Here is an 18,932-nt window from a genome sequence, read left to right on the forward strand (position 1 = left end):
AGGTCGTCCGTCAGGAGGGCAGGTCCAGCCACCGGGCCGTGGCGCTCGGGACGACGTAGGTGCGCCCGTCGAGCACGACCCGCACCCCGGGCTTGCCGTTGTCCGGGACGGCGACCCTGACGCGCTCGGCTCGCAGGCGCAGGTCCACGTCCCAGTGGCGGCGGAAGCGGAGCCGCATCCCGAACTTGGAGAGCTGGGGCAGCGTGGCCGGGGAGAGCCACAGCGCGTCGTCACGTGTCTCCAGGCCGGTCATCCCCCGCTGCACGAAGTCGAGCGTGCCCGCCATCGCGCCGAGGTGGACGCCCTCCTCCGTCGTACCGCCCTGGAGGTCGGCCACGTCCCCGGTGAGTGCCTCCTCGCAGTACTTCCACGCGTCGGCGTGCCGCGCCCGGGCCAGGACCCAGGCGTGGACGAGGGAGCTCAGGGTGGAGCCGTGGCTCGTGCGGGCGAGGTAGTAGTCGGTGGTGGCCCGCCACGTGTCGTCGTCGAGCTCGTGGCCGAGCTGCCGGAACAGGGCGGCGAGTTCATGGGGCGAGAAGAGGTAGCCGAGCATCAGCACGTCGGCCTGCTTGGACGCCTGGTACCGGTTGACGGTGTCGCCCTCCGCCTCCAGGATGCGGTCCAGCCGCCGGATGTTGCCGTGCCGGGCCCGGAGACCGGCCCAGTCGAGCTCGGCGAGGTCGCCGTAGCCCGCGAACTGACTGATGACGCCCCGGTGGCAGGGCACGTACAGCCGGCGGGAGACGTCCTCCCACCGGGACAGCTCGGCGGGATCGAGCCGGATCTCCTCCAGCAGTTGCCTGCACCTGCTCGCGGGCAGCACACGGCACAGCTCGATCGCCCTGGTCAGCACCCACGCCGCCGTCACGTTGGTGTACGTGTTGTCGTCGAGACCCACGGCGTCGGAGTCCGGGTACCCGTCGTGGTACTCGTCGGGCCCCATGACGTGCCGGATCCGGTAGCGCTCCAGGGCCGGGTCCCAGGTGGCGCTCTCCGCCCAGAACCGGGCGATCTGCAGGAGCATCTCGGCACCCTTGGAGTACAGGTACTCCGTGTCCCCGGAGGCCTGGCAGTACTGCCACACGTTGTAGGCGACGGCCGAACCGACATGGTGCTGCAGCCGCGACCGGTCGGGCAGCCAGCGGCCCGACCGCGGGTTGAGGTGGACCACCTGGGTCTCCTCGCGCCCCTCGTCGGCGCTCTGCCACGGATACATCGCCCCCGCCTTACCCGCCTCCTGCGCGGCCCGGCAGGCTGCCGGCAGTCTGCGGTGGCGGTAGTCGAGCAGGCCCCGGGAGACCTCCGGCAGGTGCAGGTTCAGGAACGGCAGGACGAACAGCTCGTCCCAGAAGACGTGACCCCGGTAGGCCTCACCGTGCAGGCCCCTGGCCGGTACCCCGACGTCGAGTTCCGCGGTGTGCGGGGAGAGCGTCTGCAGCACGTGGAACAGGTGCAGGCGCAGGATGCGGCCCGGTTCGCCGGGCACGTCGAGCTTGACCCGCTGCCACAGATCCGCCCAGGCCCGGCGGTGGGAGGCCAGGAGCCGGCTGTACGCCGGGGCGCGGCGGACCGCGGAGACGGCGGCCCGCAGCGGGCTGCCGATCGCCGGGTCGCGGGACGTGTACAGCGCCACCGTCTTGTCCACGGCGATCGTCACGTCCGGTGCCATCGGCAGGCGGAAAGTCTGCTGGACCGCGCGCGCCAGCTGCCGGGGCTCGGCCCGGTAGCGGCCGCCGCTCTTCTTCGGGAGTGCGGCCGCCACGGTACGGGCGGCCAGGGCCACGCCGATGTCCGACTCGACCGTGCGGCACCGCAGCCACACCGAGGAGCCGGGCTCGATCCCGGTCTCCCAGCCGGCCAGATGCAGGTTCGCCAGCTCCCGGTAGCGTGCGACACCGCTGTTGCGGACGTCACCGTCGATGCCCGACTCCACCTCGAGTTCCCCCTCCCAGCCCTCGGCCGTGAACCTCGTGTGCAGCGCGGCGAGGTGGGGGTCGCCCATGTGCACCAGGCGGCTCTGCTCCACCGTCAGGCGCCGGCCCGCCCCGTCCTCGTACACGGACCGGCGGGTCAGTGTGCCGCCGCGCAGGTCGAGCGACTGGTGGTGGGCGACGAGGGAGGGATCGTCGGGCGAGAGCCACGGGCCGGGCCGGCCGGTGCCCGCCGGGTGCAGGCGGTAGCGCAGCGGCAGCCAGTCGGGGAGGTTGACGACGTCCTCGTTCTCGACCTGCCGCCCCTGCACGGAGGACGTCAGACGGTTGTAGCAGCCCGCCACGTACGTCCCCGGGTAGTGGAACTCCCCCGCTGAGGTCTCCGGCGCGGCTCCCCTGGTGGCGAAGTAGCCGTTGCCCAGGGTGCAGAGTGCCTCGCGCAGACGCTCCTTCTCCGGTTCGTATCTCTCGTACGACCAGGTCCAGGCCCGCGCCATCAGCCCTCCTCCGCGATCAGGAGATCCCCGGGGTCGAGCACCACCAGGTCGGCCCCGTGGCCGCGCAGCCCCGCGGCGCCCTCGGGACTGCTCGTCCGGTCGACCCCGACGACCAGGCCGAAGCCGCCACGCCGGCCCGCCTCCACCCCGGCGAGCGCGTCCTCCACGACGGCGGTCTCCTCCACCGGGGTCCCCAGCCGGCGTGCCGCCATCAGGAACAGGGCGGGGTCCGGTTTGCCGGGCAGCCCCAGCCGGCGTGCCTCGTTGCCGTCGACCACGGCCACGAACAGATCCAGCAGCCCGACTCCCGCCAGCAACTCGGTCGCGTGCCGGGAGGCCGATGCGGCGGCGCACGGGATCCGCTCGTCCCGCAGCACCCGCAGAAGGCGTGCGGTCCCCGGCCAGACGGCGACCGGGTGGGCGCGCAGGCGCCGCGTGAACGCGGCGTCCTTACGGGCGGCCACCGCCCGGACGGTCGTGGTGCCGGGTGGGTCGTCCGGGTCCCCTTCGGGGAGATCGATCCCCCTGGACGCGAGGAACGCCGCCGCCCCGTCCTTGCGTGCCTTGCCGTCGACGTGTGCGCGGTAGTCCTCCACGGCGTCGAAGGGCCGCTGGCCCGGGTGGTCCGCCAGGCAGGCGTCGAAGGCCTCCTTCCAGGCGGCGGCGTGCACGGGCGCGGAATCCGTGATCACACCGTCCGTGTCGAAGACGACGGCGTGCATGGAGCGCAGGGCTGCGGCCAACGACGGCGCGGCTGCCATGACCGGGTCGTCCCTTCGTCGAGGCGGTCCCCCGTTCCATGGCACCAGGTATCCGCTGCGGGCGCCCCTTGTCAGCAAGGTGGTAAAAAGTCGGAAAAGTGTCGTTTGGCGGACAGTGGAACTACCGTGAAGGTATGGCCACAACCGAGCTACGACAGAGGCGGCGGGCCGAGTACGCGTGTCCCGTCTGCGAGCGCACGGTCGCGACCGTGCCGGTGCGTTACAAGTCCTTCGGCATCTTCGTCCCTCACTGGGGTCCCGGGCCGTGCGGTAATCCGGAATGCCCCTCGTATGTCGACAGCACCGTCGACCAGGGACGGAGCGCGGACCGCTAGTCCGGCACCGCTCAGCTCACGGAGCCGAGGCGCGCTCACGGCGGGGACCGGAACCGGAACGAGAGCCTGGATCCGTCCGAGCGTCGTCAGAGCCGGAGGCAGCCGGAACGTGTGCCTTGGTGGCGAAGCCGCCGTGCGACCCCAGCCGGTTCCGTGGAACGCCCTGGTGTGTCACGGCATCGGCGTCGACCACTGCGTCGGTTCCCCCTGCGCCGGTTTTCGCATGGCCGATCTTCGCTCTCATGGATATGGCCGGTGTTCTCATGGGTATCTTCGGCTTTCTCATGGGTATCTCCGGTGTGCGTTCCCGCTGACGACGGGGCTCCGGAACGCTGCCCACACTCGCACGGGAGCACGGCGCCGGCGTGATCACCGGCGACCTGGCCCCCACCACACCTCGGCACGGCACGAGATCCGGTTGTCACTGCGGGGTCTGCGCGATCGACGCTGTCCACGGTCATGGCGACTCCCTCTGACGTGCGTTTTCCACGGATGCTGTCGGACCGATGGGGCGTCCCGCATCCGGGACATGTGGCGCAGGGTGGACCGGGTGGCACTCGGTGGATGGCGTGGCACTCGGTGAATCGGCTCAGATGACACTCGGTGGATGGCCTGCATTCGGTGGATCAGGTAGTACTCGGTGGATCAGGTAGTACTCGGTGGATCGGGTGGTGCCGCTCCGACCACGAGTTGCAGACGAGGCGGTGTCGCGCTGCGTCGGGTGATACCGGTGGCCATGTGCAGCGGGTGCGAGCTTCGGGTGGCCGGTGGTGACGGGTCGCGTGTGGTTCAGGCTGCCAGGGTGAGCCGCTGTCCGGGGTAGATGCGATGCGGCCCCTCGTCGAGGACCGCACGGTTCCGCTCGTACAGCGCCTGCCAGCCACCGGGTACGTCGGCACGGTCGGCGATCGCCGACAGGCAGTCACCCGGCTCGACGACGTAGGTGTCCTGACCGGCGAGTGCACTGGAGTCGGCGGAGTCGGTCGCCGTTGCGGCTTCGGATGCCTGGCCCGACGTGCTGCCTGCGCTGCTCTGCGTACCGCTGTCCGACGTCCGCCCGCTGCTCTGCGGGCTGCTCGGACGATCACTCGACTTACGCTCAGAGGTCGTCGTGGCGTCACTCCGCGATCCCGACGTGCCGTTCGCTCCGAGGCGCCCGCACGTGGGCCACGCGGAGAGTCCCTGGCCCCGGGCCACGCGCTCACCGACGGCGATCTGCTCGGACCGGGTGGCGAGGTCGGCGCGCGGGGCGTACCGCTCGCCTCCGTAGGCCCTCCAGGTGGAAGGGGAGAACTGGAGGCCGCCGTGGTAACCGTTACCGGTGTTGGTGTTCCAGCGGCCGCTGCTCTCGCACGCGGCGATGCGGTCCCAGTCGGTACCGGCCACGACGGTGGGCGCGATGACGACCTGGGCGGGTGCGGCCTGAGCGGGTGCGGCCTGCGCCGGGGCGTCGGCGGCACTGCGGCCTGCGAGGCCCAGCACGCTCAGGAGGACGAGCAGAAAGGCGAGCGCCGATTCGACGGGCCGCTTGGCGAGGGGTGATGCCGGCATGACGGTATTCCTCCGCTGTGCTCCGAAAGGTGTGCAAGGGCACGAACAGATAAGCCGCCGATAAGCTGCTTATTGGATTGTGACGCGCTCGAAACCCGCATATTCACCCGGGTGGAGGCTCCCTCTCGACGCTGCTTCGGCAACGCTCACACCGCCGGTCCGGCCACGGATCGGCGTCACCGCGCACCCCTGCCCGGACGCGACGCACGGGTAGGCGTTGGCTGCCAACTGAACGCCTGTACCGCCCACTTCACCGACCGCAGACTCGCCCGCGGCGGCAGGCAGGGGGTCACCGGCCAGGAGGGAGGACCTGGCCGAGACTGCCGGGAAGTTCCTCCCGGACGCCCGACCGAGGATTTGTCCCTCCGGCGGCACCGCCACGACCCTGGAAAGCTTCACGAGGCCGTCGGCGTCCACGGAGTTTCGGGCCGCCCCCGCCCCACCCGGGTCCCACTCGGCCGGCCCCGGCCCCACCCGGTCGCACCCGGCCCGACGCCCGGCAGGCCACGCAGCACGTGGGAAAAAGGTCAGAGGTGACCGGCGGGACAGAGGTGACCGACGGGTCAGGTGCGATCCGTCCGCAGCCTCGCCATCTCCTTTCGGATGGCAGGCAGTTGCGCGTACAGCGCGTCACCCGGGCACTTGGTCCGAAAGGTGTCCCGGTGGCCCGACACGACGTTGAGGCGAACCTCCTCGCCCCGCCGGTACAGACTCTCGTCGTTCGTCGAGACCATCCGTACGGTGCCCCGGGGGTCGATGTCCCCCCGCAGCTTCCACGCGCCCACCTTCGCGATCCCGTCGATGAGCGCCTTCGGCACCGGCACCCCGGGACCGAACGTGCCCAAGGCCGCGATCCCCACACTGTGCGCGTTGAATCCGGTGGCGTGGGCTCCGCGCACGGTACGGCCGACCCCACCCGCCCGGCCCTCGTATATGGTCCCGCAGCGGTCCACGACGAAGTTGTAGCCGATGTCGTCCCACCCTTCGCCCCTGACGTGCTGCTCCTCCATCGCCCGCAGCATCTTCGGGGCGTCGGCGCAGTCGTAACCGTTCGTGTGGCCGGTGTGGTGCACGAAGACGACCTTCACGACCCCCGCGTAGGTCGCCTGCTCCTTGACCAGCTTCTCGTCCGCGTGCCAGGCGCCCCGGCCGACGATCGGGGGGCGCGGGGCGGCGCTCGCCGCCTCCGGCTTCCCGGTGGTCCGGTCAGATGCGATGAAGCGCACCGGCGCGTCCCGGAAGACCAGAAGGGTCAGCGGCACGACCATGACGCCCAGGGCTGTTCGGCGAAGCCACATGGAGCAACCATGCCCTCTGACCTGCCATGACGCAGGCAGGGTCGCCCATTGGAGTGACGCGTGGGCACCGCGTCCGAGCGGACGGGAGGCCTCGGAGCGGGCCGGTGAGCCGGGTAGGCAGGCCGCGTCAGGACGCGGCGGCGGCTGTCCGGTTCTGTTCCATGATGCGTTCGGCTCGGTGCGGGGAGGTGTCCAGCCGGGCCAGCACTCCCGGCACTGTGGTGTTCGGCAGGATCAGCTCGAACAGGGCCGAGATCTCCGTGACGAGGTCCGGCGGCTCGGCCATCGACTCCGTCACCAGCTGGACTCCGGTCCAGGCGCCGACCACGAGTCGCGAGGTGGCGACCGGATCGACGTGGGGAAGCAGCTCGCCGCGCTCCTTCGCCTCGGTGAGGAGTTCGGCGCCTATGACTATCCAGTCAGGCCAGCGGGTGCCGAACAGACTGCGCGCCCTCGGGTCGACCGACAGGCGTATCGAGGCGCTGAGCAGGGGCTCCCTGGGCAGCCGGTAGGCCAGCAGGAGGGCCATGTCCACCCATTCCTGCAGTTTGAACGTCTGCGGCGTGACCCCGTCGGCGGTCACCGCCTCCTGGAGGACACCACGGGCGAGCTCCTCCTTCGACGTGAAGTGGAAGTAGAGCGCCCCCCTCGTGAGACCGGCGCGGTCGAGAATCGCGGCGATGGTGGCGGCGTCGTAACCGTGCTCGTCGAAGACCTCCGCAGCGGCTTCGAGGAAGATTCTGCGCGTCCGGATCGCCCGTTGCTGTCGTGCCAACTCGCGCTCCTCTGGGCCTCGTATAACACTGCTTCAAAAAAATACCGGTGAACCGGTACCGTATCAGCGCCACACTGCCCATTTTGCGTCATGTCCGGGGGGACCGTGCCCGACGTACCAGTTGTCCCGCCCGCATCCCCCGTCGGGGCAGGGAGCATGGGCAGCGTCCCCAAGGAATACGTCCACCTCAGACGTGCCGACGCGGTGCTGATCACCGGATGGGACCGTCCGGAAGATGGCCAGTTCTCACTCACCGCCCTCTGGCCGGCGCCGCCGGCCGGGCTGCCGTACGACCCCCGCATCCTCATCCAGACCATCCGGCAGAGCGGACTCGCCATCGCGCACGCCGAGTACGGGGTCCCGCTGTCGCATCACACCCTGCTCGACTCCTTCGACTTCGACGTCGCTCCCGGTTTCCGCACAACCGCCGCAACCTCATCCTGCCCCCTCACGGTGAGGATCTCCCTCGCCGAGCCGAAGAAACGCGGCCGGGCCGTGAGTTCCCTCGGTATGGACATCAGGGTTCTCCACGACGGCGTCACCGTGGCCCGGGCGGACTGCCAGTTCGGTTGGATATCACCGGCCGCGTACCGCCGGCTGCGCGGTGACCGCCTCGCGGCCCGGTGGAACTCGTGGCCGCTCCCCGAGCCCGTCGCTCCCCGCGCGGTCGGCCGCACCACGCGTGCCGACGTGGTGCTGGCCCCGGGCGACCACCCGCGGCACTGGCAGTTGCGCAACGACGTGGACAACACCCTGCTGTTCGACCATCCCGTCGACCACGTCCCCGGGCTGGTCCTGATGGAAGCCGCCTTCCAGGCCGCGCACGCCACCCTGTACCCGGCCACGCTCGAGGCGACCTCGGTCGCCACCACCTTCGACAGGTACACCGAGTTCGACCGCCCCTGCTGGATCGAGGCGGAGGTGGTGCCCGCCGCCGGCCCCGGTGAGACCTCGGTGGTGGTCACAGGGACACAGGACGGGAACACCGTCTTCCGGGGCCGGTTGAGCGGACCGTGCGGCTGAGCCGGGCAGGGCGACCCGGATAACCGGCTCACTGGTTGACGAAGCCGCCGTCCACCGGCAGGACCGTGCCGGTGAGGAACGGGCAACGGTCGCTGAGCAGCCAGGCGGCGGCCGCCGCTATCTCCTCCGGCTCTGCCGTACGGCCCTGCGGTGTCATGCTGTTGACCATGTCCTCCAGCCCCGGATTGCGACCGAACCAGTCGGCGGTGATCTCACTGCGCGTGGTGCCCGGAGCCACCGCGTTGACCCTGATGCCCTGCTTGGCGTATTCGTCCGCCGCGGCCCGGGTGAGACCGACCACCGCGTGCTTGGCCGCTATGTAGGGGGCGGCGGCGGGGATGGCGACCAGCCCGCCCACACTGGTGGTGTTCACGATGGCGCCGCCCGCGCCGTTCGCCACCATCGCCGCTATCTCGTGCCGGAGGCAGTTCCACACCCCGCGGACGTTCGTGTCCATGACCGCGTCGTAGACGTCGTCCCCCATGAGGTGCAGGGGAGTGCGGTCGCCGCCGAGTCCCGCGTTGTTGAAGGCCGCGTCGAGGCGGCCGTAGGTGTCCACCGTGAACCGGACCGCCCTGGCCGTGTCCTCGGCCACCGTGACGTCGCAGACGACGTACGACGCTTCCGCGCCTTCGTCCCTCAACTCACCCACCAGGGCGGCCAGGCGCTCCTCCCTTCGCGCCGCGAGAACCACCGTCGCGCCTTCCCTCGCGAACACGCGTGCCGCAGCCGCGCCGATACCACTGCTCGCCCCGGTGACCAGGACGACCTTGCCGTTCAGAAGATCGCTCATGGGCGCAGTCTCGCAGGTGAGTTCGACGGCGACCACGCCTGTGGACAACGCCTGTGGACAACCCCCGCCGCCGTCCTCTTCAGCAGGTCCGTCGACAACCCTGCCGACCGGTGCCGGCATCCGTAGCTCGCCCCGGTCACTCCCGGCCCTACGGAAGGGGCGGAAGAGGCGGAAGGGCCGGAAGGGGCAGCGACGGCGTTTGGTGTTCACGGACGGGGACTCGATCTCGACCCCAGAACCGACCATTTGTACTGTTTTGCGGGGGCTTCGTCCGATCGCTTCCCTCCACGGGTCCCCGGCGGCCGGACCGTGGCCCGCGCACCGCGCGGTACCGTGCGGCATGCTCGCCATCCAGTTCGACCACTTCGGCGGTCCCGAAGCCCTGCGTCCCGTGCGGCTGCCCCCGCCCGTGCCAGGCCCGGGCGAGGTGCTGCTCACCGTCGAGGCCGCGGGGGTGAACTTCGCGGACACCCACCAGGTGGACGGGTCCTACCTGGGCGAGGACTCCCTCCCGTACGTCCCGGGGAGCGAGGTCGTGGGCCGTACCCCCGACGGCAGAAGGGTCCTCGCCCGGGTGTCGCACGGGTACGCGGAGCAGGTGGTGGCCAAGGAGTCCGCCCTCCTGGACGTCCCCGAGGACCTCGGCGCGGCCGAGGCACTGGCTCTCATGATGCAGGGACTGACGGCCTGGCACCTGCTGCGCACGTCCGCACGGCTGCGTGCGGGCGAGCGCGTCGTCGTGCACTCCGCGGCCGGCGGGGTCGGCAGCCTGGCGGTCCAGCTGGCCGGGGAGTTCGGGGCGGGCAGCGTCCTGGCGCAGGTGTCCTCCCCCGCCAAGGAGCGTCTCGTCCTGGACCTCGGCGCGGACGCGGTGGTGACCTACCCCCTCCAGGAGAAGGCGGACGTCATCCTGGACGCCGTGGGGGGCGAACTCTTCGACCAGGCGCTCGGTTCCCTGGCCTCCCTCGGGCGGCTCGTGACCTACGGCAACGCCTCCCGCACCGGCTTCACGCCCGTCGACCCGGCCCGGCTCGGCCGTCTCAACGCCTCGGTCGTCGGGTTCTGGCTACGCCCCACCCTGGCTCTGCCCGGCGCCGTGGACGGGCCCCTGAGGGAGCTCTTCGGCCTGGTCACCGCGGGCAGGCTGAGGCCCGTGACCGGCGGCGAGTACCCTCTCGCCGACGCCGGTCGAGCCCATGAGGACCTGCTGGCACGCCGCACGGTCGGCAAGGTCGTCCTGCGCCCCTGAGCGCTGCCGCACCGCACCCCCGGCGGTGCGGGCCCGGACGCACAGCGCCCCCAACCCCCGGACGCACCGCACCCCCGGCCCTGACGGGCGCGGGGGTGCGGGGTCGTACGCCGGACGGGCGCTCAGACGGCCCCGGGGGTGCCGAGGAGGGCCGACGCGGTCTCCAGCGGGGTCGGGGGCACCGCCGGGGCGGGTGCCTCCGCGGGCCGGCAGGTGAAACCGAGACGCGTCAGCGCCCGGGTCACCTCGGCGGCGCTGAAGTCACGCCGGTCCTGCCGGGTGATCACCTCGCCCACCTGCTTGACCGGGTAGACACGGCGGCTGATGACCACAGCGTCGCCGGTGACGGGTTCGGGCTTGATGCCCTTCATCGAATCCTCCACCTCGTTCTTGAAGAGATCGAAGGGGAAGCGGGCGATGACACAGCGCATGGTGCCTCAACAAGGTCGTAGAGAAAGCCGGACGGGGCCCGCCGCAGAGGGCGGCCCGGTGACTACGCGGCCCGGTTGGACCGGCGCTGCACGGCGGCGGCGCGCGCCTCGGGGGTCGGCGTGCCGGCGTTGGAGCGGCGGCCCTGTCCGGGACGCGCACCGCGTCGGCCGCGGGGGCCGGAGCTGCTCTTCCCGCGCTCCGTCGCCGGGGCGGAGATGACGACGGGCACACCGGAGGGCGCCTGCGCCCCGGTGATACGGCTGAGCTCGGCCTCGCCGGAGCGGACCTGCGCGATCTGGGGCGTGATCCCGGCGTCGGCCATGAGGCGGGTCATCTCACGGCGCTGGTTGGGCAGCACCAGCGTGACGACACTGCCGGACTCCCCGGCGCGGGCGGTACGTCCGCCTCGGTGCAGGTAGTCCTTGTGGTCGCTCGGCGGGTCCACGTTGACGACGAGGTCGAGGTTGTCGACGTGGATGCCGCGGGCGGCGACGTTCGTGGCGACCAGCACCGTGACGTGCCCGGTCTTGAACCGGTCCAGAGTGCGGGTGCGCTGGGGCTGCGACTTGCCTCCGTGCAGCGCCGCCGCACGCACACCGCTGTTCAGCAGGTGGTCGGTGAGCTTGTCCACGGCGTGCTTGGTGTCCAGGAACATGATGACCCGGCCCTCGCGCGCCGCGATCTCCGTGGTGGTGGCGTACTTGTCGGCGCCCTGGACGTAGAGCACGTGGTGCTCCATGGTCGTCACCGCACCGGCGGCCGGGTCGACCGAGTGCACGACCGGGTCGTGCAGGTAGCGACGGACGAGGAGGTCGACGTTGCGGTCCAGCGTGGCCGAGAACAGCATGCGCTGCCCCTCGGCGTTGACCTGGTCCAGCAGCTCGGTCACCTGGGGCATGAAGCCCATGTCGGCCATCTGGTCGGCCTCGTCGAGGACGGTGATGGCGACGCGGTCGAGCCGGCAGTCACCACGCTCGATGAGGTCCTTGAGACGTCCCGGCGTGGCGACCACGACCTCCGCGCCGCCGCGCAGCGCGCTGGCCTGGCGTCCGATCGACATGCCACCGACGACGGTGGCCAGCCGGAGCTTCAGGGAGCGGGCGTACGGGGTCAGGGCGTCCGTCACCTGCTGGGCGAGCTCGCGCGTGGGTACGAGCACCAGGGCTAGGGGACGCCGAGCATCGGCGCGGTTGCCCGCGGTGCGGGCCAGCAGGGCCAGCCCGAAGGCGAGCGTCTTGCCCGATCCGGTGCGGCCGCGGCCCAGGACGTCACGCCCGGCGAGCGAGTTCGGGAGGGTGGCCGCCTGGATGGGGAACGGCACCGTCATGCCCTCGGAGGTCAGGGCCGCCAGCAGCGGCGCCGGCATGTCGAGGTCACCGAAGGTCTCGACCGCGGGGAGCGCCGGGGTGATGGTCACCGGCAGGGCGAATTCGCCCGAGACTGCCGAGGAGCGGCGGCCGTAGCCGCCGGAGCGCCTGGGTCCGCCGCCGGTGCGGCCCTGGGCACCAGGGGCGCCCGGTCGGCCGGCTCCCTGCGAGCGGAATCCGTTGGCCGTGCGGCTACCGGAGGCTCCGCCGGAGCGGGTCCGGGAAAATCGGTCGTTCGTGCGAGCTGTGCGATCGCGGTTCAATGGAGAACCTTCCCTCGAATGGCACGTATCGAGGGATTCTTTCCGGGCGGCTGCAGCCATGTACGGCGCCAAGAATCGCAAGAACGAGCCGGGTGAAAAAACGAAGACGAAGCCCGTCCGCCGGGTGACCGGCCGGTTACGGTGCTTCAGGATGACTGCAATTCACTGCACCGACACGGCCGGCGCTCACCGGGCATTGTCTACCGGTCCCGCGCTCGTGGCCGTGGTCGGGGAAACGCAACGAGCTGGGGCCCGCACCCCAAGGTGCGGGCCCCAGCTACGCCGTACGCCTGACGGTGATCAGGCGGGGGTGATGTTCTCGGCCTGCGGGCCCTTCTGGCCCTGCGTGACGTCGAAGTTCACCTTCTGGCCTTCCTGCAGCTCGCGGAAGCCCTGGGCGGCGATGTTCGAGTAGTGGGCGAAGACGTCAGCGCCGCCACCCTCCTGCTCGATGAAGCCGAAGCCCTTTTCCGAGTTGAACCACTTCACGGTGCCAGTAGCCATGTCATATCTCCTTCGGGGCGTTGCCCGTGGGCCCACACCGTGTGGGCCCTACGTCGCCGCAAATGATTGCCCCGTCCGGAAGAGACCGGAAATACAAAAGTGCACCCACCGGAACGAACCGGCGAGAGCACTTGAAGTTTTGGGAACCACAACTGCAACTGATCTCGACACTAGCACGATTCGGGCACAGGTGGGCTGTACGCCATATCACTCAGGCGGCACTCCACCGCGCACGGTATAAACTCTCACCGCTCATTACGCGCAATTCTGTGCCCACGGAAACAGATATACAGCCGTCAGCGGTCAGGAATCGGCGCTGGTGTGGCCTGCCTTCGGGCGCTGCAGCTGCTCGTTGAGCCGCAGGGCCTCTTCGAGCTGGTCCTCGAGGATCACGATGCGGCAGGCGGCGTCGATCGGCGTGCCGCCGTCGACGAGTTCGCGGGCACGTGCGGCGATGCGCAGCTGGTACCGCGAGTAGCGGCGGTGACCGCCCTCGGACCGCAAGGGCGTGATGAGACGGGCCTCACCGATGGCCCGGAGGAAACCCGGGGTCGCGCCGATCATCTCCGCGGCTCGCCCCATGGTGAACGCGGGGTAGTCGTCGTCATCGAGACGATCCGTGGTGTGCGAGGGAACTTCCGGGGGCATCTGCACCTCTTCTGCTGCGCACCGGCCACCGGTATGGCCTGATTACACAAGAAACCCTAGGCGTCCGGTCAGGTCATGTCTATTGCCGCCGGAACAGGTTTGCGGCCCCCGCCTCGCGCCGGCACCCGGGTGCGCCTGCGGGGTGGCGGGCGTCACGCCCCCCACGACCTGCTGGTCGACCCAAAACGGCTGACCGGCCGGTCAGTTGTCGGCGCACCGGTGAACGGTCATACTGCATCGCGTAGCCCTTCACGCATCCCCCGTCGTGAAGGGCTACGTCTATGTGTGGCCCCGTTCGCCGACCGCGTGCACCGCGCGTGCCACCCGGGGTGCACGCAGCGTGAGCGGGACGGGTGGGCCGGGCGGCACGCTTCACCGGGGGCGGCGCGGCCGCGGGGGCCGCATCCGGGGAAACGCCGCTGACACCCGAGAGCCCCGATTGCGGTCCCGCCGGGCACCCGCTTACGTGGACGGAGGGGTCGCGTACGCACGGACCGGGAGGCGCCCCGATGCCCAGGACACCGAAGAACTCCAAGGCCGGACTGATCCTCAGCCTGGGCGGCAGCGCCCTGGCCGTGGCCCGCGCGCTCAGGAGGATGCGCCGGACCAGGGGCACCCGGGACGGGCTGGGCACCGCGGACACCGTGGCGGGGCTGCTGCCTCTGGTGACCTCCGCCGTGATCGCCCTGCGCCGGCTGCGCCGGCACTCCGCCCGGGGCGGTCGGTGAAGCCCGGGACGCTGCTCCGGCCGCGGCTCCCGGAGCCGGCCCGGCGGACGGACCGGGAGCATTGAACCGGTCCGGCACCGGGTAGAACGCCCCGTGCCGACATTCGAGATCACCGCCGCGAGCGCCGACGACATCAGCATGCTGGGGGACTGGGCCCACGCCGAGGGATGGAATCCCGGCCTCACCGACGGCCAGGCGTTCTTCGCCGCCGACCCGCACGGCTTCCTCGTCGGACGTCTCGACGGTGAGCCCGTCACCTCCGTCTCGGTCGTGCGGTACGGCGCCCGCTTCGGCTTCCTGGGCTTCTACCTGACCCGTCCCGCCCTGCGGGGCCAGGGGTACGGCATCAGGACGTGGCGGGCCGGGATGGCCCGGCTTCCCGGGCGCACCGTCGGGCTCGACGGTGTACCCGCCCAGCAGGACAACTACCGCAGATCGGGCTTCCGCGTCGCCTGGAGCAACGCCCGCTACGAAGGGCCCGTGGAGAGCGGCATCTCACCGCCCGCGGGCGTCACCCTCGCCGACGCCCGGTCCCTGCCCTTCGCCCTCCTCGCCGCGTACGACCGGCGCTTCTTCCCCGAGGCGCGCGACAGCTTCCTCGCAGCCTGGATCACCGCGCCCCGGCGCACCGCGCTCGCCGCCGTCCGCGACGGGGGGATCGTCGGCTTCGCCGTGCTGCGCGACTGCAGGGAGTCCTCGCGCATCGGGCCGGTGCACGCCGAGAGCCCCGACGTGGCCGCCTCCCTCGTCAGCGCGCTCGCCGCCACGGCCCCGGCGGCGGCCGTCGCGATCGACGTCCCCGACATCAATCCGACCGCCCTCCACCTCGCGGAGCAGCTCGGGCTCACGCCGTCCTTCGACACGGCGCGGATGTACACGGATGCCGTACCGGACATGGACAGGGCGGGCATCTTCGGCATCACCAGCCTCGAACTCGGCTGAGCCACGGCGCCACCCCGGGCTCTCCTCGCCCTCCGGTCCGGCCCCGGTGACCCTCCTCCCTCGGTCCGAGGGCGCGGTCCAGGCCGGCGGGTCGGTCAGCCGCGCCCGGCCGCACCCGGCGCGCGCAGCCGCTCCAGCACCCGGTCGCGCAGGAGCTCGTACTCCTCGCGGAGCCGCACGATCCGCGGCGGCCGCTCGACGACCACACCACCGCAGACGATCTCGTGGGGCGCGAACTGCTCGCGTGTCAGGTCGACCTCGATGCCCATCCCCAGCCGGTTCCACCAGTGATAGTCCACGCGCTCACCGCCGACCCGCACCTCGCCGCGTATCAGTTGTCCGCCCAGCAGGTCGTTGACCACGAGGGCGGTGACTCCGCACTGGTCCCGGGCGGGGTTGCCCGGGTGCCACCGCGACCGGTACTCGGGCGTGGTCGTGTCCGCGCCCCAGCTGCTTCGGACGGCGGCCTCGATGTCGGTGACGAGCAGGGGTTCCATACCGCTGATCGTCGCAGCCACCACTGACAACGAGCGTTCAGGCGGTTCTCCCGGGCCGTGTCCGGGAGGCGAGTACGGCGATGTCGTCCTCGGCGTCCACCCCGAACCGGCCGACGACCTCGGCCACCAGGTCGTCGAGCCGCCCGCTCACCGGCAGGGTGAGGCTCGCGAGCCGTCCGACGGACACGTCGATGTCCTCGCCCCGGCGCTCCACCAGCCCGTCGGTGTACATCAGGAGCACCGTCCCCGGCCCGCAGGGCACCGTCGTCGTCGTGTAGGCACCGAGCCCCATGCCGAGTGGAGGGCCGACCGGCATCTCGGCCACGCGGGCCGTGTCCGCCCCCGGGTCGATGAAGACGGGCGGCAGGTGACCGGCGCTGGCGACCTGGCAGATGCCCTTGTACCGGTCGACGACGGCGAGCAGGCAGGTCGCCGCCCGGTCCACCCCGGAGCGTTCCACCGCCTTGTCGAGCCGTTCCAGGACGAGGTGCGGCGGCTGGTCGTCCTCGGCCAGCAGGCGCAGCAGTGAGCGGTAGTGGCTCATGGCGACGGCCGCCTCCACCCCGTGGCCCATGACGTCCCCCATGGCCTTCAGGTGGCGCCCGCCCGGCAGGGGGATCACGTCGAACCAGTCGCCCCCGACCAGCGCGCCCTGGTCGGCGGGCAGATAGCGGGTCACCACCTCGACGTGCGGCTGCGGCCCCCTGGGCTCGGAGAGCAGCGAGAGCTGGAGCTCGCGGGCGATGGTGTGTTCGTGGCCGTAGCGGCGGGCGTGGTCGAGGTCGACGGCCGCCCGTCCCGCCAGTTCGCGTGCGACGAGCACGTCCTCCTCGGTGAAGGCGGGTGAGCCGGAGGCCCGGGCGAGACTCAGCGCTCCCAGCGGGCGCCCGCGCACGGTGAGCGGCACGATCACCGCCGAGTGCACACCGATGGCCCGGGCGTCGTCGATCCGCCTCCTGGTCAGATCGGAGCGGGCGGGCTGCTCGTCGCTCCGCAGGTCCTCGACGCGCGGCTGGTTCGTCTCCAGGCAACGCGGTACGGGCGCGTCGTCCTCGTAGTCGATGTACTCCCCCGGGTGCCCGAACCGGTCCGCGACGTCGTGGAGTGCCGGAATCGCCGCGAGTGCCGCCCGTCTCAGACGCAGGATGCCAGGTGGTGGACGCCGGACGGGGTGGCCGACCCCGGACGGGTAGATCTCCACCACGGCGACGTCCGCCAGCGCCGGCACGACGAACTGGGCGAGTTCCCTGCAGGTGGTGTCCACGTCCAGGGTCGTGCCGATGCTGACGGCCGCGGTGTCCAGGAGCGCCAGGTGGCGTCTGGCGCGTTCCAGTTCCTCCTGCTGGTGCTGGGCCCGGCTGATCTCGAGGACCAGCGCGACGACGCCCCGGATCCGGCCGTTCTTCTCCAGGCGGTGGTAGGCCCCGTGCCAGTACCGGCGCTCCGGTGTCGACGACGCCCACGTCTTCCCGCTGGAGACGACCTCGCGCGGGCGGCCGTCCCTCAGCACGGCCCGGAGCATGTCCTCGTGGGCGTCGAGGTCGGGCAGCACGTCGCGGACGTACTGTCCCAGATGAGCCGCGGCGGGGATTCCGTTGAGCCGTTCGAGTGCCGGGTTGACGTAGAGGTACCGCAACTCCGTGTCGAGCACACCGACCCCCGCCGTGCTGCTGCCCACATAGGCGTCCAGCGCCGCTGGGTCGAACGGCGGCAGGTCGTCCCCGCTGTCCTCTTCGGCGTGCAAGGCGCCCTCCTGTTCGCGGTGGCGCTCCGACCGGCGGGCGACGGGCCCGTGGGGCGACCCGGCCGCTCTCCGTCCCATCGTCGGCCGCGGTCATGCGCCCCGCATCTCAGCGACGCGCCCCCGGCCGCCGCCGGTACCGTCACGCGAGGTCGCCTGCCTCCCACCCGGGCACGGGGCCACCGGCCGTTTCCCCATCCCGCCCCGTACGCGGTGCCGGCGGGCGGACGGGCCGGGCACTCGAGCACGGGGCGGATGCCGTTCACTGTGTGACGCGGGAACCCACCCGCGTACACGTGGAGGAGCGGCCGACATGGCATCAGGACCCCGACCGGGCGACGTGGCACCGGCGTTCGTGCTTCCCGGAGGCGCGCTGGACGGTGCTGCCTTCGAGCGCCGCGACTACGCGCTCACCGGCGCACGCGGACGGAGCGTCGTCCTCGCCTTCTACCCCGGCGACAACACAGCCGTATGCACCAAGCAGCTCTGCTCCTACTCCTCGGGACTCGACATCTTCGAGGGGCTCGACGCCGAGGTCTGGGCGATCAGTCCACAGGGTGTGGACAGCCACGAGTCGTTCGCCCGCTCCCACGGACTGCGCATGCCGCTCCTGGCCGACACGGGAAGGGAGACCGCCCGGGCGTACGGCGTCGCCGCGCCCGGGATCGGCGTACGGCGCTCCGTCTTCCTGATCGGTCCGGACGGGATCCTGCGGTGGAAGCACGTCGCGCTGCTGGGCGCCACGTTCCAGTCGCTGGACACGCTCGCCGGGAAGCTTTCCGGCATCGAAGGCGCCTGAAGACTGCCGGGTTCCGGCAGTACCCGCCGCGGACCGCCCATGGGACCATGCGACCGGTCGGACAGAATCATTTCGGGGGAATTCGCAAGGCCAGGGGGAGCGATCACGTGACGGTACTTCTCGGCCTCGGCATGGGGGGAATCGCCCTCCTGACCCTCTCCCTGATCTTCGACGGGCTCCTCGAAGGGCTTTTCGGTGACGCGCTGGGCGGGCTGCTGAACGGCTTCTTCGACGGCCTGCTCTCCCTGCCGGTCATCGCCGGCTTCCTCTCCATGCTCGGTTTCGGCGGGGCCATCGTCCTCGGCACCACGGGGGCGGGCCTGCCCCTGGCCATCGGGGCCGGCGCCGTCGCGGGGCTTGCCGCGGCCTGGCTGACCTGGAGGTTCAGCAGGGCCCTGATGCGGGACCAGACCACCGCCACCCCGCGCGGGGAGGACCTCGTCGGCACCTCCGGGTCCGTCGTCACGCCCATCCCGGCCGGGGGGTACGGCGAGGTCCTGCTGCGGCTCGCGGGCCAGACCGTGAAGTTCTCCGCCAAGAGCGCGGCGCCGGTGGAGCGGGGCGCGGAGATCTGGGTGGAGGCCACCCTGTCGACGACCTCGGTCACCGTGCGTCCCGTCGAACGCTGACCGCCCACCGCCGCCCGCACGCCTGTCCGCGTTCCGTACGACCCGAGAACACGCACAACCCGAGTCAGCACGCGCAGCCCTGGTCAGCACGCGCAGCCCGAAGCGCGCACAGCCCGAGTCGGCACGGCCCTGAGCCCGCACGGTTCGCCGTTCCGCACAGCTCGACGTT

At 71.4% G+C, this 18,932-nt stretch carries 18 protein-coding genes; 6 read left to right on the plus strand and 12 right to left on the minus strand.

Going from position 1 to position 18,932, the window contains the following annotated elements:
• Positions 1-10: 10 nt before the first annotated feature.
• The 5 genes from ABZ371_RS01960 to ABZ371_RS01980 all read right to left on the minus strand — a co-directional run bounded on the left by ABZ371_RS01960 (position 11) and on the right by ABZ371_RS01980 (position 7,148).
• The gene (locus ABZ371_RS01960; RefSeq protein WP_358672633.1) at positions 11-2,428 is read right to left on the minus strand and encodes a glycosyl hydrolase family 65 protein; all 2,418 of its coding nucleotides are present in this window, start codon (positions 2,426-2,428) and stop codon (positions 11-13) included.
• Positions 2,428-3,189, minus strand: a complete 762-nt coding sequence (locus ABZ371_RS01965; RefSeq protein ID WP_358672634.1) for an HAD-IA family hydrolase — start codon at positions 3,187-3,189, stop codon at positions 2,428-2,430. The genes ABZ371_RS01960 and ABZ371_RS01965 overlap by 1 nt, the downstream gene beginning before the upstream one ends.
• Before the next feature lie 1,124 nt (positions 3,190-4,313).
• Entirely contained in the window at positions 4,314-5,075 is a 762-nt protein-coding gene (locus ABZ371_RS01970) for a transglycosylase family protein (protein WP_358672635.1), read from the minus strand.
• Between the two features lie 563 nt (positions 5,076-5,638).
• The gene (locus tag ABZ371_RS01975; protein ID WP_358672636.1) at positions 5,639-6,373 is read right to left on the minus strand and encodes a peptidoglycan recognition protein; all 735 of its coding nucleotides are present in this window, start codon (positions 6,371-6,373) and stop codon (positions 5,639-5,641) included.
• A gap of 127 nt (positions 6,374-6,500) precedes the next feature.
• Complete coding sequence (locus tag ABZ371_RS01980; RefSeq protein WP_358672637.1) at positions 6,501-7,148, minus strand: ScbR family autoregulator-binding transcription factor; 648 nt, start codon at positions 7,146-7,148, stop codon at positions 6,501-6,503.
• A 156-nt stretch (positions 7,149-7,304) separates the two neighbouring features.
• Between ABZ371_RS01980 and ABZ371_RS01985 the strand changes: the two genes are divergently transcribed.
• The gene (locus ABZ371_RS01985; protein ID WP_358672638.1) at positions 7,305-8,171 is read left to right on the plus strand and encodes a ScbA/BarX family gamma-butyrolactone biosynthesis protein; all 867 of its coding nucleotides are present in this window, start codon (positions 7,305-7,307) and stop codon (positions 8,169-8,171) included.
• A 28-nt stretch (positions 8,172-8,199) separates the two neighbouring features.
• On the opposite strand, the gene ABZ371_RS01990 is transcribed toward ABZ371_RS01985, so the two are convergent.
• Positions 8,200-8,964, minus strand: a complete 765-nt coding sequence (locus ABZ371_RS01990) for a glucose 1-dehydrogenase (RefSeq protein WP_358672639.1) — start codon at positions 8,962-8,964, stop codon at positions 8,200-8,202.
• 340 nt (positions 8,965-9,304) lie between these two features.
• Between ABZ371_RS01990 and ABZ371_RS01995 the strand changes: the two genes are divergently transcribed.
• The gene (locus ABZ371_RS01995; RefSeq protein ID WP_358672640.1) at positions 9,305-10,213 is read left to right on the plus strand and encodes a zinc-binding dehydrogenase; all 909 of its coding nucleotides are present in this window, start codon (positions 9,305-9,307) and stop codon (positions 10,211-10,213) included.
• A 122-nt stretch (positions 10,214-10,335) separates the two neighbouring features.
• On the opposite strand, the gene ABZ371_RS02000 is transcribed toward ABZ371_RS01995, so the two are convergent.
• The 4 genes from ABZ371_RS02000 to ABZ371_RS02015 all read right to left on the minus strand — a co-directional run bounded on the left by ABZ371_RS02000 (position 10,336) and on the right by ABZ371_RS02015 (position 13,427).
• Positions 10,336-10,644 (minus strand): SCO5918 family protein, encoded by a 309-nt coding sequence (locus ABZ371_RS02000; protein WP_358672641.1) that lies wholly within the window; start codon positions 10,642-10,644, stop codon positions 10,336-10,338.
• A 62-nt stretch (positions 10,645-10,706) separates the two neighbouring features.
• Complete coding sequence (locus ABZ371_RS02005) at positions 10,707-12,275, minus strand: DEAD/DEAH box helicase (RefSeq protein WP_358672642.1); 1,569 nt, start codon at positions 12,273-12,275, stop codon at positions 10,707-10,709.
• Positions 12,276-12,575: 300 nt separating this feature from the next.
• Positions 12,576-12,779 (minus strand): cold-shock protein, encoded by a 204-nt coding sequence (locus tag ABZ371_RS02010; protein WP_014155340.1) that lies wholly within the window; start codon positions 12,777-12,779, stop codon positions 12,576-12,578.
• A gap of 303 nt (positions 12,780-13,082) precedes the next feature.
• Entirely contained in the window at positions 13,083-13,427 is a 345-nt protein-coding gene (locus ABZ371_RS02015) for a MerR family transcriptional regulator (protein WP_358672643.1), read from the minus strand.
• 509 nt (positions 13,428-13,936) lie between these two features.
• On the opposite strand from ABZ371_RS02015, the gene ABZ371_RS02020 reads away from it, so the two are divergent.
• A complete protein-coding gene (locus ABZ371_RS02020; RefSeq protein WP_358672644.1) occupies positions 13,937-14,155 on the plus strand; it encodes a hypothetical protein in 219 nt (72 codons plus the stop codon).
• Between the two features lie 93 nt (positions 14,156-14,248).
• A complete protein-coding gene (locus ABZ371_RS02025; RefSeq protein WP_358672645.1) occupies positions 14,249-15,097 on the plus strand; it encodes a GNAT family N-acetyltransferase in 849 nt (282 codons plus the stop codon).
• A gap of 95 nt (positions 15,098-15,192) precedes the next feature.
• Here the strand turns inward: ABZ371_RS02025 and ABZ371_RS02030 are convergent, their stop codons facing one another.
• Both ABZ371_RS02030 and ABZ371_RS02035 read right to left on the minus strand, forming a co-directional pair.
• Entirely contained in the window at positions 15,193-15,594 is a 402-nt protein-coding gene (locus ABZ371_RS02030; protein WP_358672646.1) for a hypothetical protein, read from the minus strand.
• 37 nt (positions 15,595-15,631) lie between these two features.
• Positions 15,632-17,338: a SpoIIE family protein phosphatase gene (locus ABZ371_RS02035; protein WP_358672647.1), complete on the minus strand. Its 1,707-nt coding sequence runs from the start codon at positions 17,336-17,338 to the stop codon at positions 15,632-15,634.
• Positions 17,339-17,648: 310 nt separating this feature from the next.
• Here ABZ371_RS02035 and ABZ371_RS02040 point away from each other — a divergent pair, with 310 nt between their 5' ends.
• Entirely contained in the window at positions 17,649-18,134 is a 486-nt protein-coding gene (locus tag ABZ371_RS02040) for a peroxiredoxin (protein WP_358672648.1), read from the plus strand.
• A gap of 107 nt (positions 18,135-18,241) precedes the next feature.
• Positions 18,242-18,763 carry a hypothetical protein gene (locus tag ABZ371_RS02045; protein ID WP_358672649.1) on the plus strand — a complete coding sequence of 174 codons (522 nt, stop codon included), beginning with the start codon at positions 18,242-18,244 and terminating at the stop codon, positions 18,761-18,763.
• Positions 18,764-18,932: the final 169 nt, after the last annotated feature.

Origin of the sequence: Streptomyces sp. NPDC005899, assembly GCF_040629645.1 — a bacterium.
Taxonomy (GTDB): domain Bacteria; phylum Actinomycetota; class Actinomycetes; order Streptomycetales; family Streptomycetaceae; genus Streptomyces.

Excerpts from the sequence above, each read along its gene's own strand:
- ABZ371_RS01960 (WP_358672633.1), bottom strand. The coding sequence starts at position 2,428 with ATGGCGCGGGCCTGGACCTGGTCGTACGAGAGATACGAACCGGAGAAG.
- ABZ371_RS01965 (WP_358672634.1), bottom strand. The coding sequence starts at position 3,189 with ATGGCAGCCGCGCCGTCGTTGGCCGCAGCCCTGCGCTCCATGCACGCC.
- ABZ371_RS01970 (WP_358672635.1), bottom strand. The coding sequence starts at position 5,075 with ATGCCGGCATCACCCCTCGCCAAGCGGCCCGTCGAATCGGCGCTCGCC.
- ABZ371_RS01975 (WP_358672636.1), bottom strand. The coding sequence starts at position 6,373 with ATGTGGCTTCGCCGAACAGCCCTGGGCGTCATGGTCGTGCCGCTGACC.
- ABZ371_RS01985 (WP_358672638.1), top strand. The coding sequence starts at position 7,305 with ATGGGCAGCGTCCCCAAGGAATACGTCCACCTCAGACGTGCCGACGCG.
- ABZ371_RS01990 (WP_358672639.1), bottom strand. The coding sequence starts at position 8,964 with ATGAGCGATCTTCTGAACGGCAAGGTCGTCCTGGTCACCGGGGCGAGC.
- ABZ371_RS01995 (WP_358672640.1), top strand. The coding sequence starts at position 9,305 with ATGCTCGCCATCCAGTTCGACCACTTCGGCGGTCCCGAAGCCCTGCGT.
- ABZ371_RS02000 (WP_358672641.1), bottom strand. The coding sequence starts at position 10,644 with ATGCGCTGTGTCATCGCCCGCTTCCCCTTCGATCTCTTCAAGAACGAG.
- ABZ371_RS02010 (WP_014155340.1), bottom strand. The coding sequence starts at position 12,779 with ATGGCTACTGGCACCGTGAAGTGGTTCAACTCGGAAAAGGGCTTCGGC.
- ABZ371_RS02015 (WP_358672643.1), bottom strand. The coding sequence starts at position 13,427 with ATGCCCCCGGAAGTTCCCTCGCACACCACGGATCGTCTCGATGACGAC.
- ABZ371_RS02020 (WP_358672644.1), top strand. The coding sequence starts at position 13,937 with ATGCCCAGGACACCGAAGAACTCCAAGGCCGGACTGATCCTCAGCCTG.
- ABZ371_RS02030 (WP_358672646.1), bottom strand. The coding sequence starts at position 15,594 with ATGGAACCCCTGCTCGTCACCGACATCGAGGCCGCCGTCCGAAGCAGC.
- ABZ371_RS02040 (WP_358672648.1), top strand. The coding sequence starts at position 17,649 with ATGGCATCAGGACCCCGACCGGGCGACGTGGCACCGGCGTTCGTGCTT.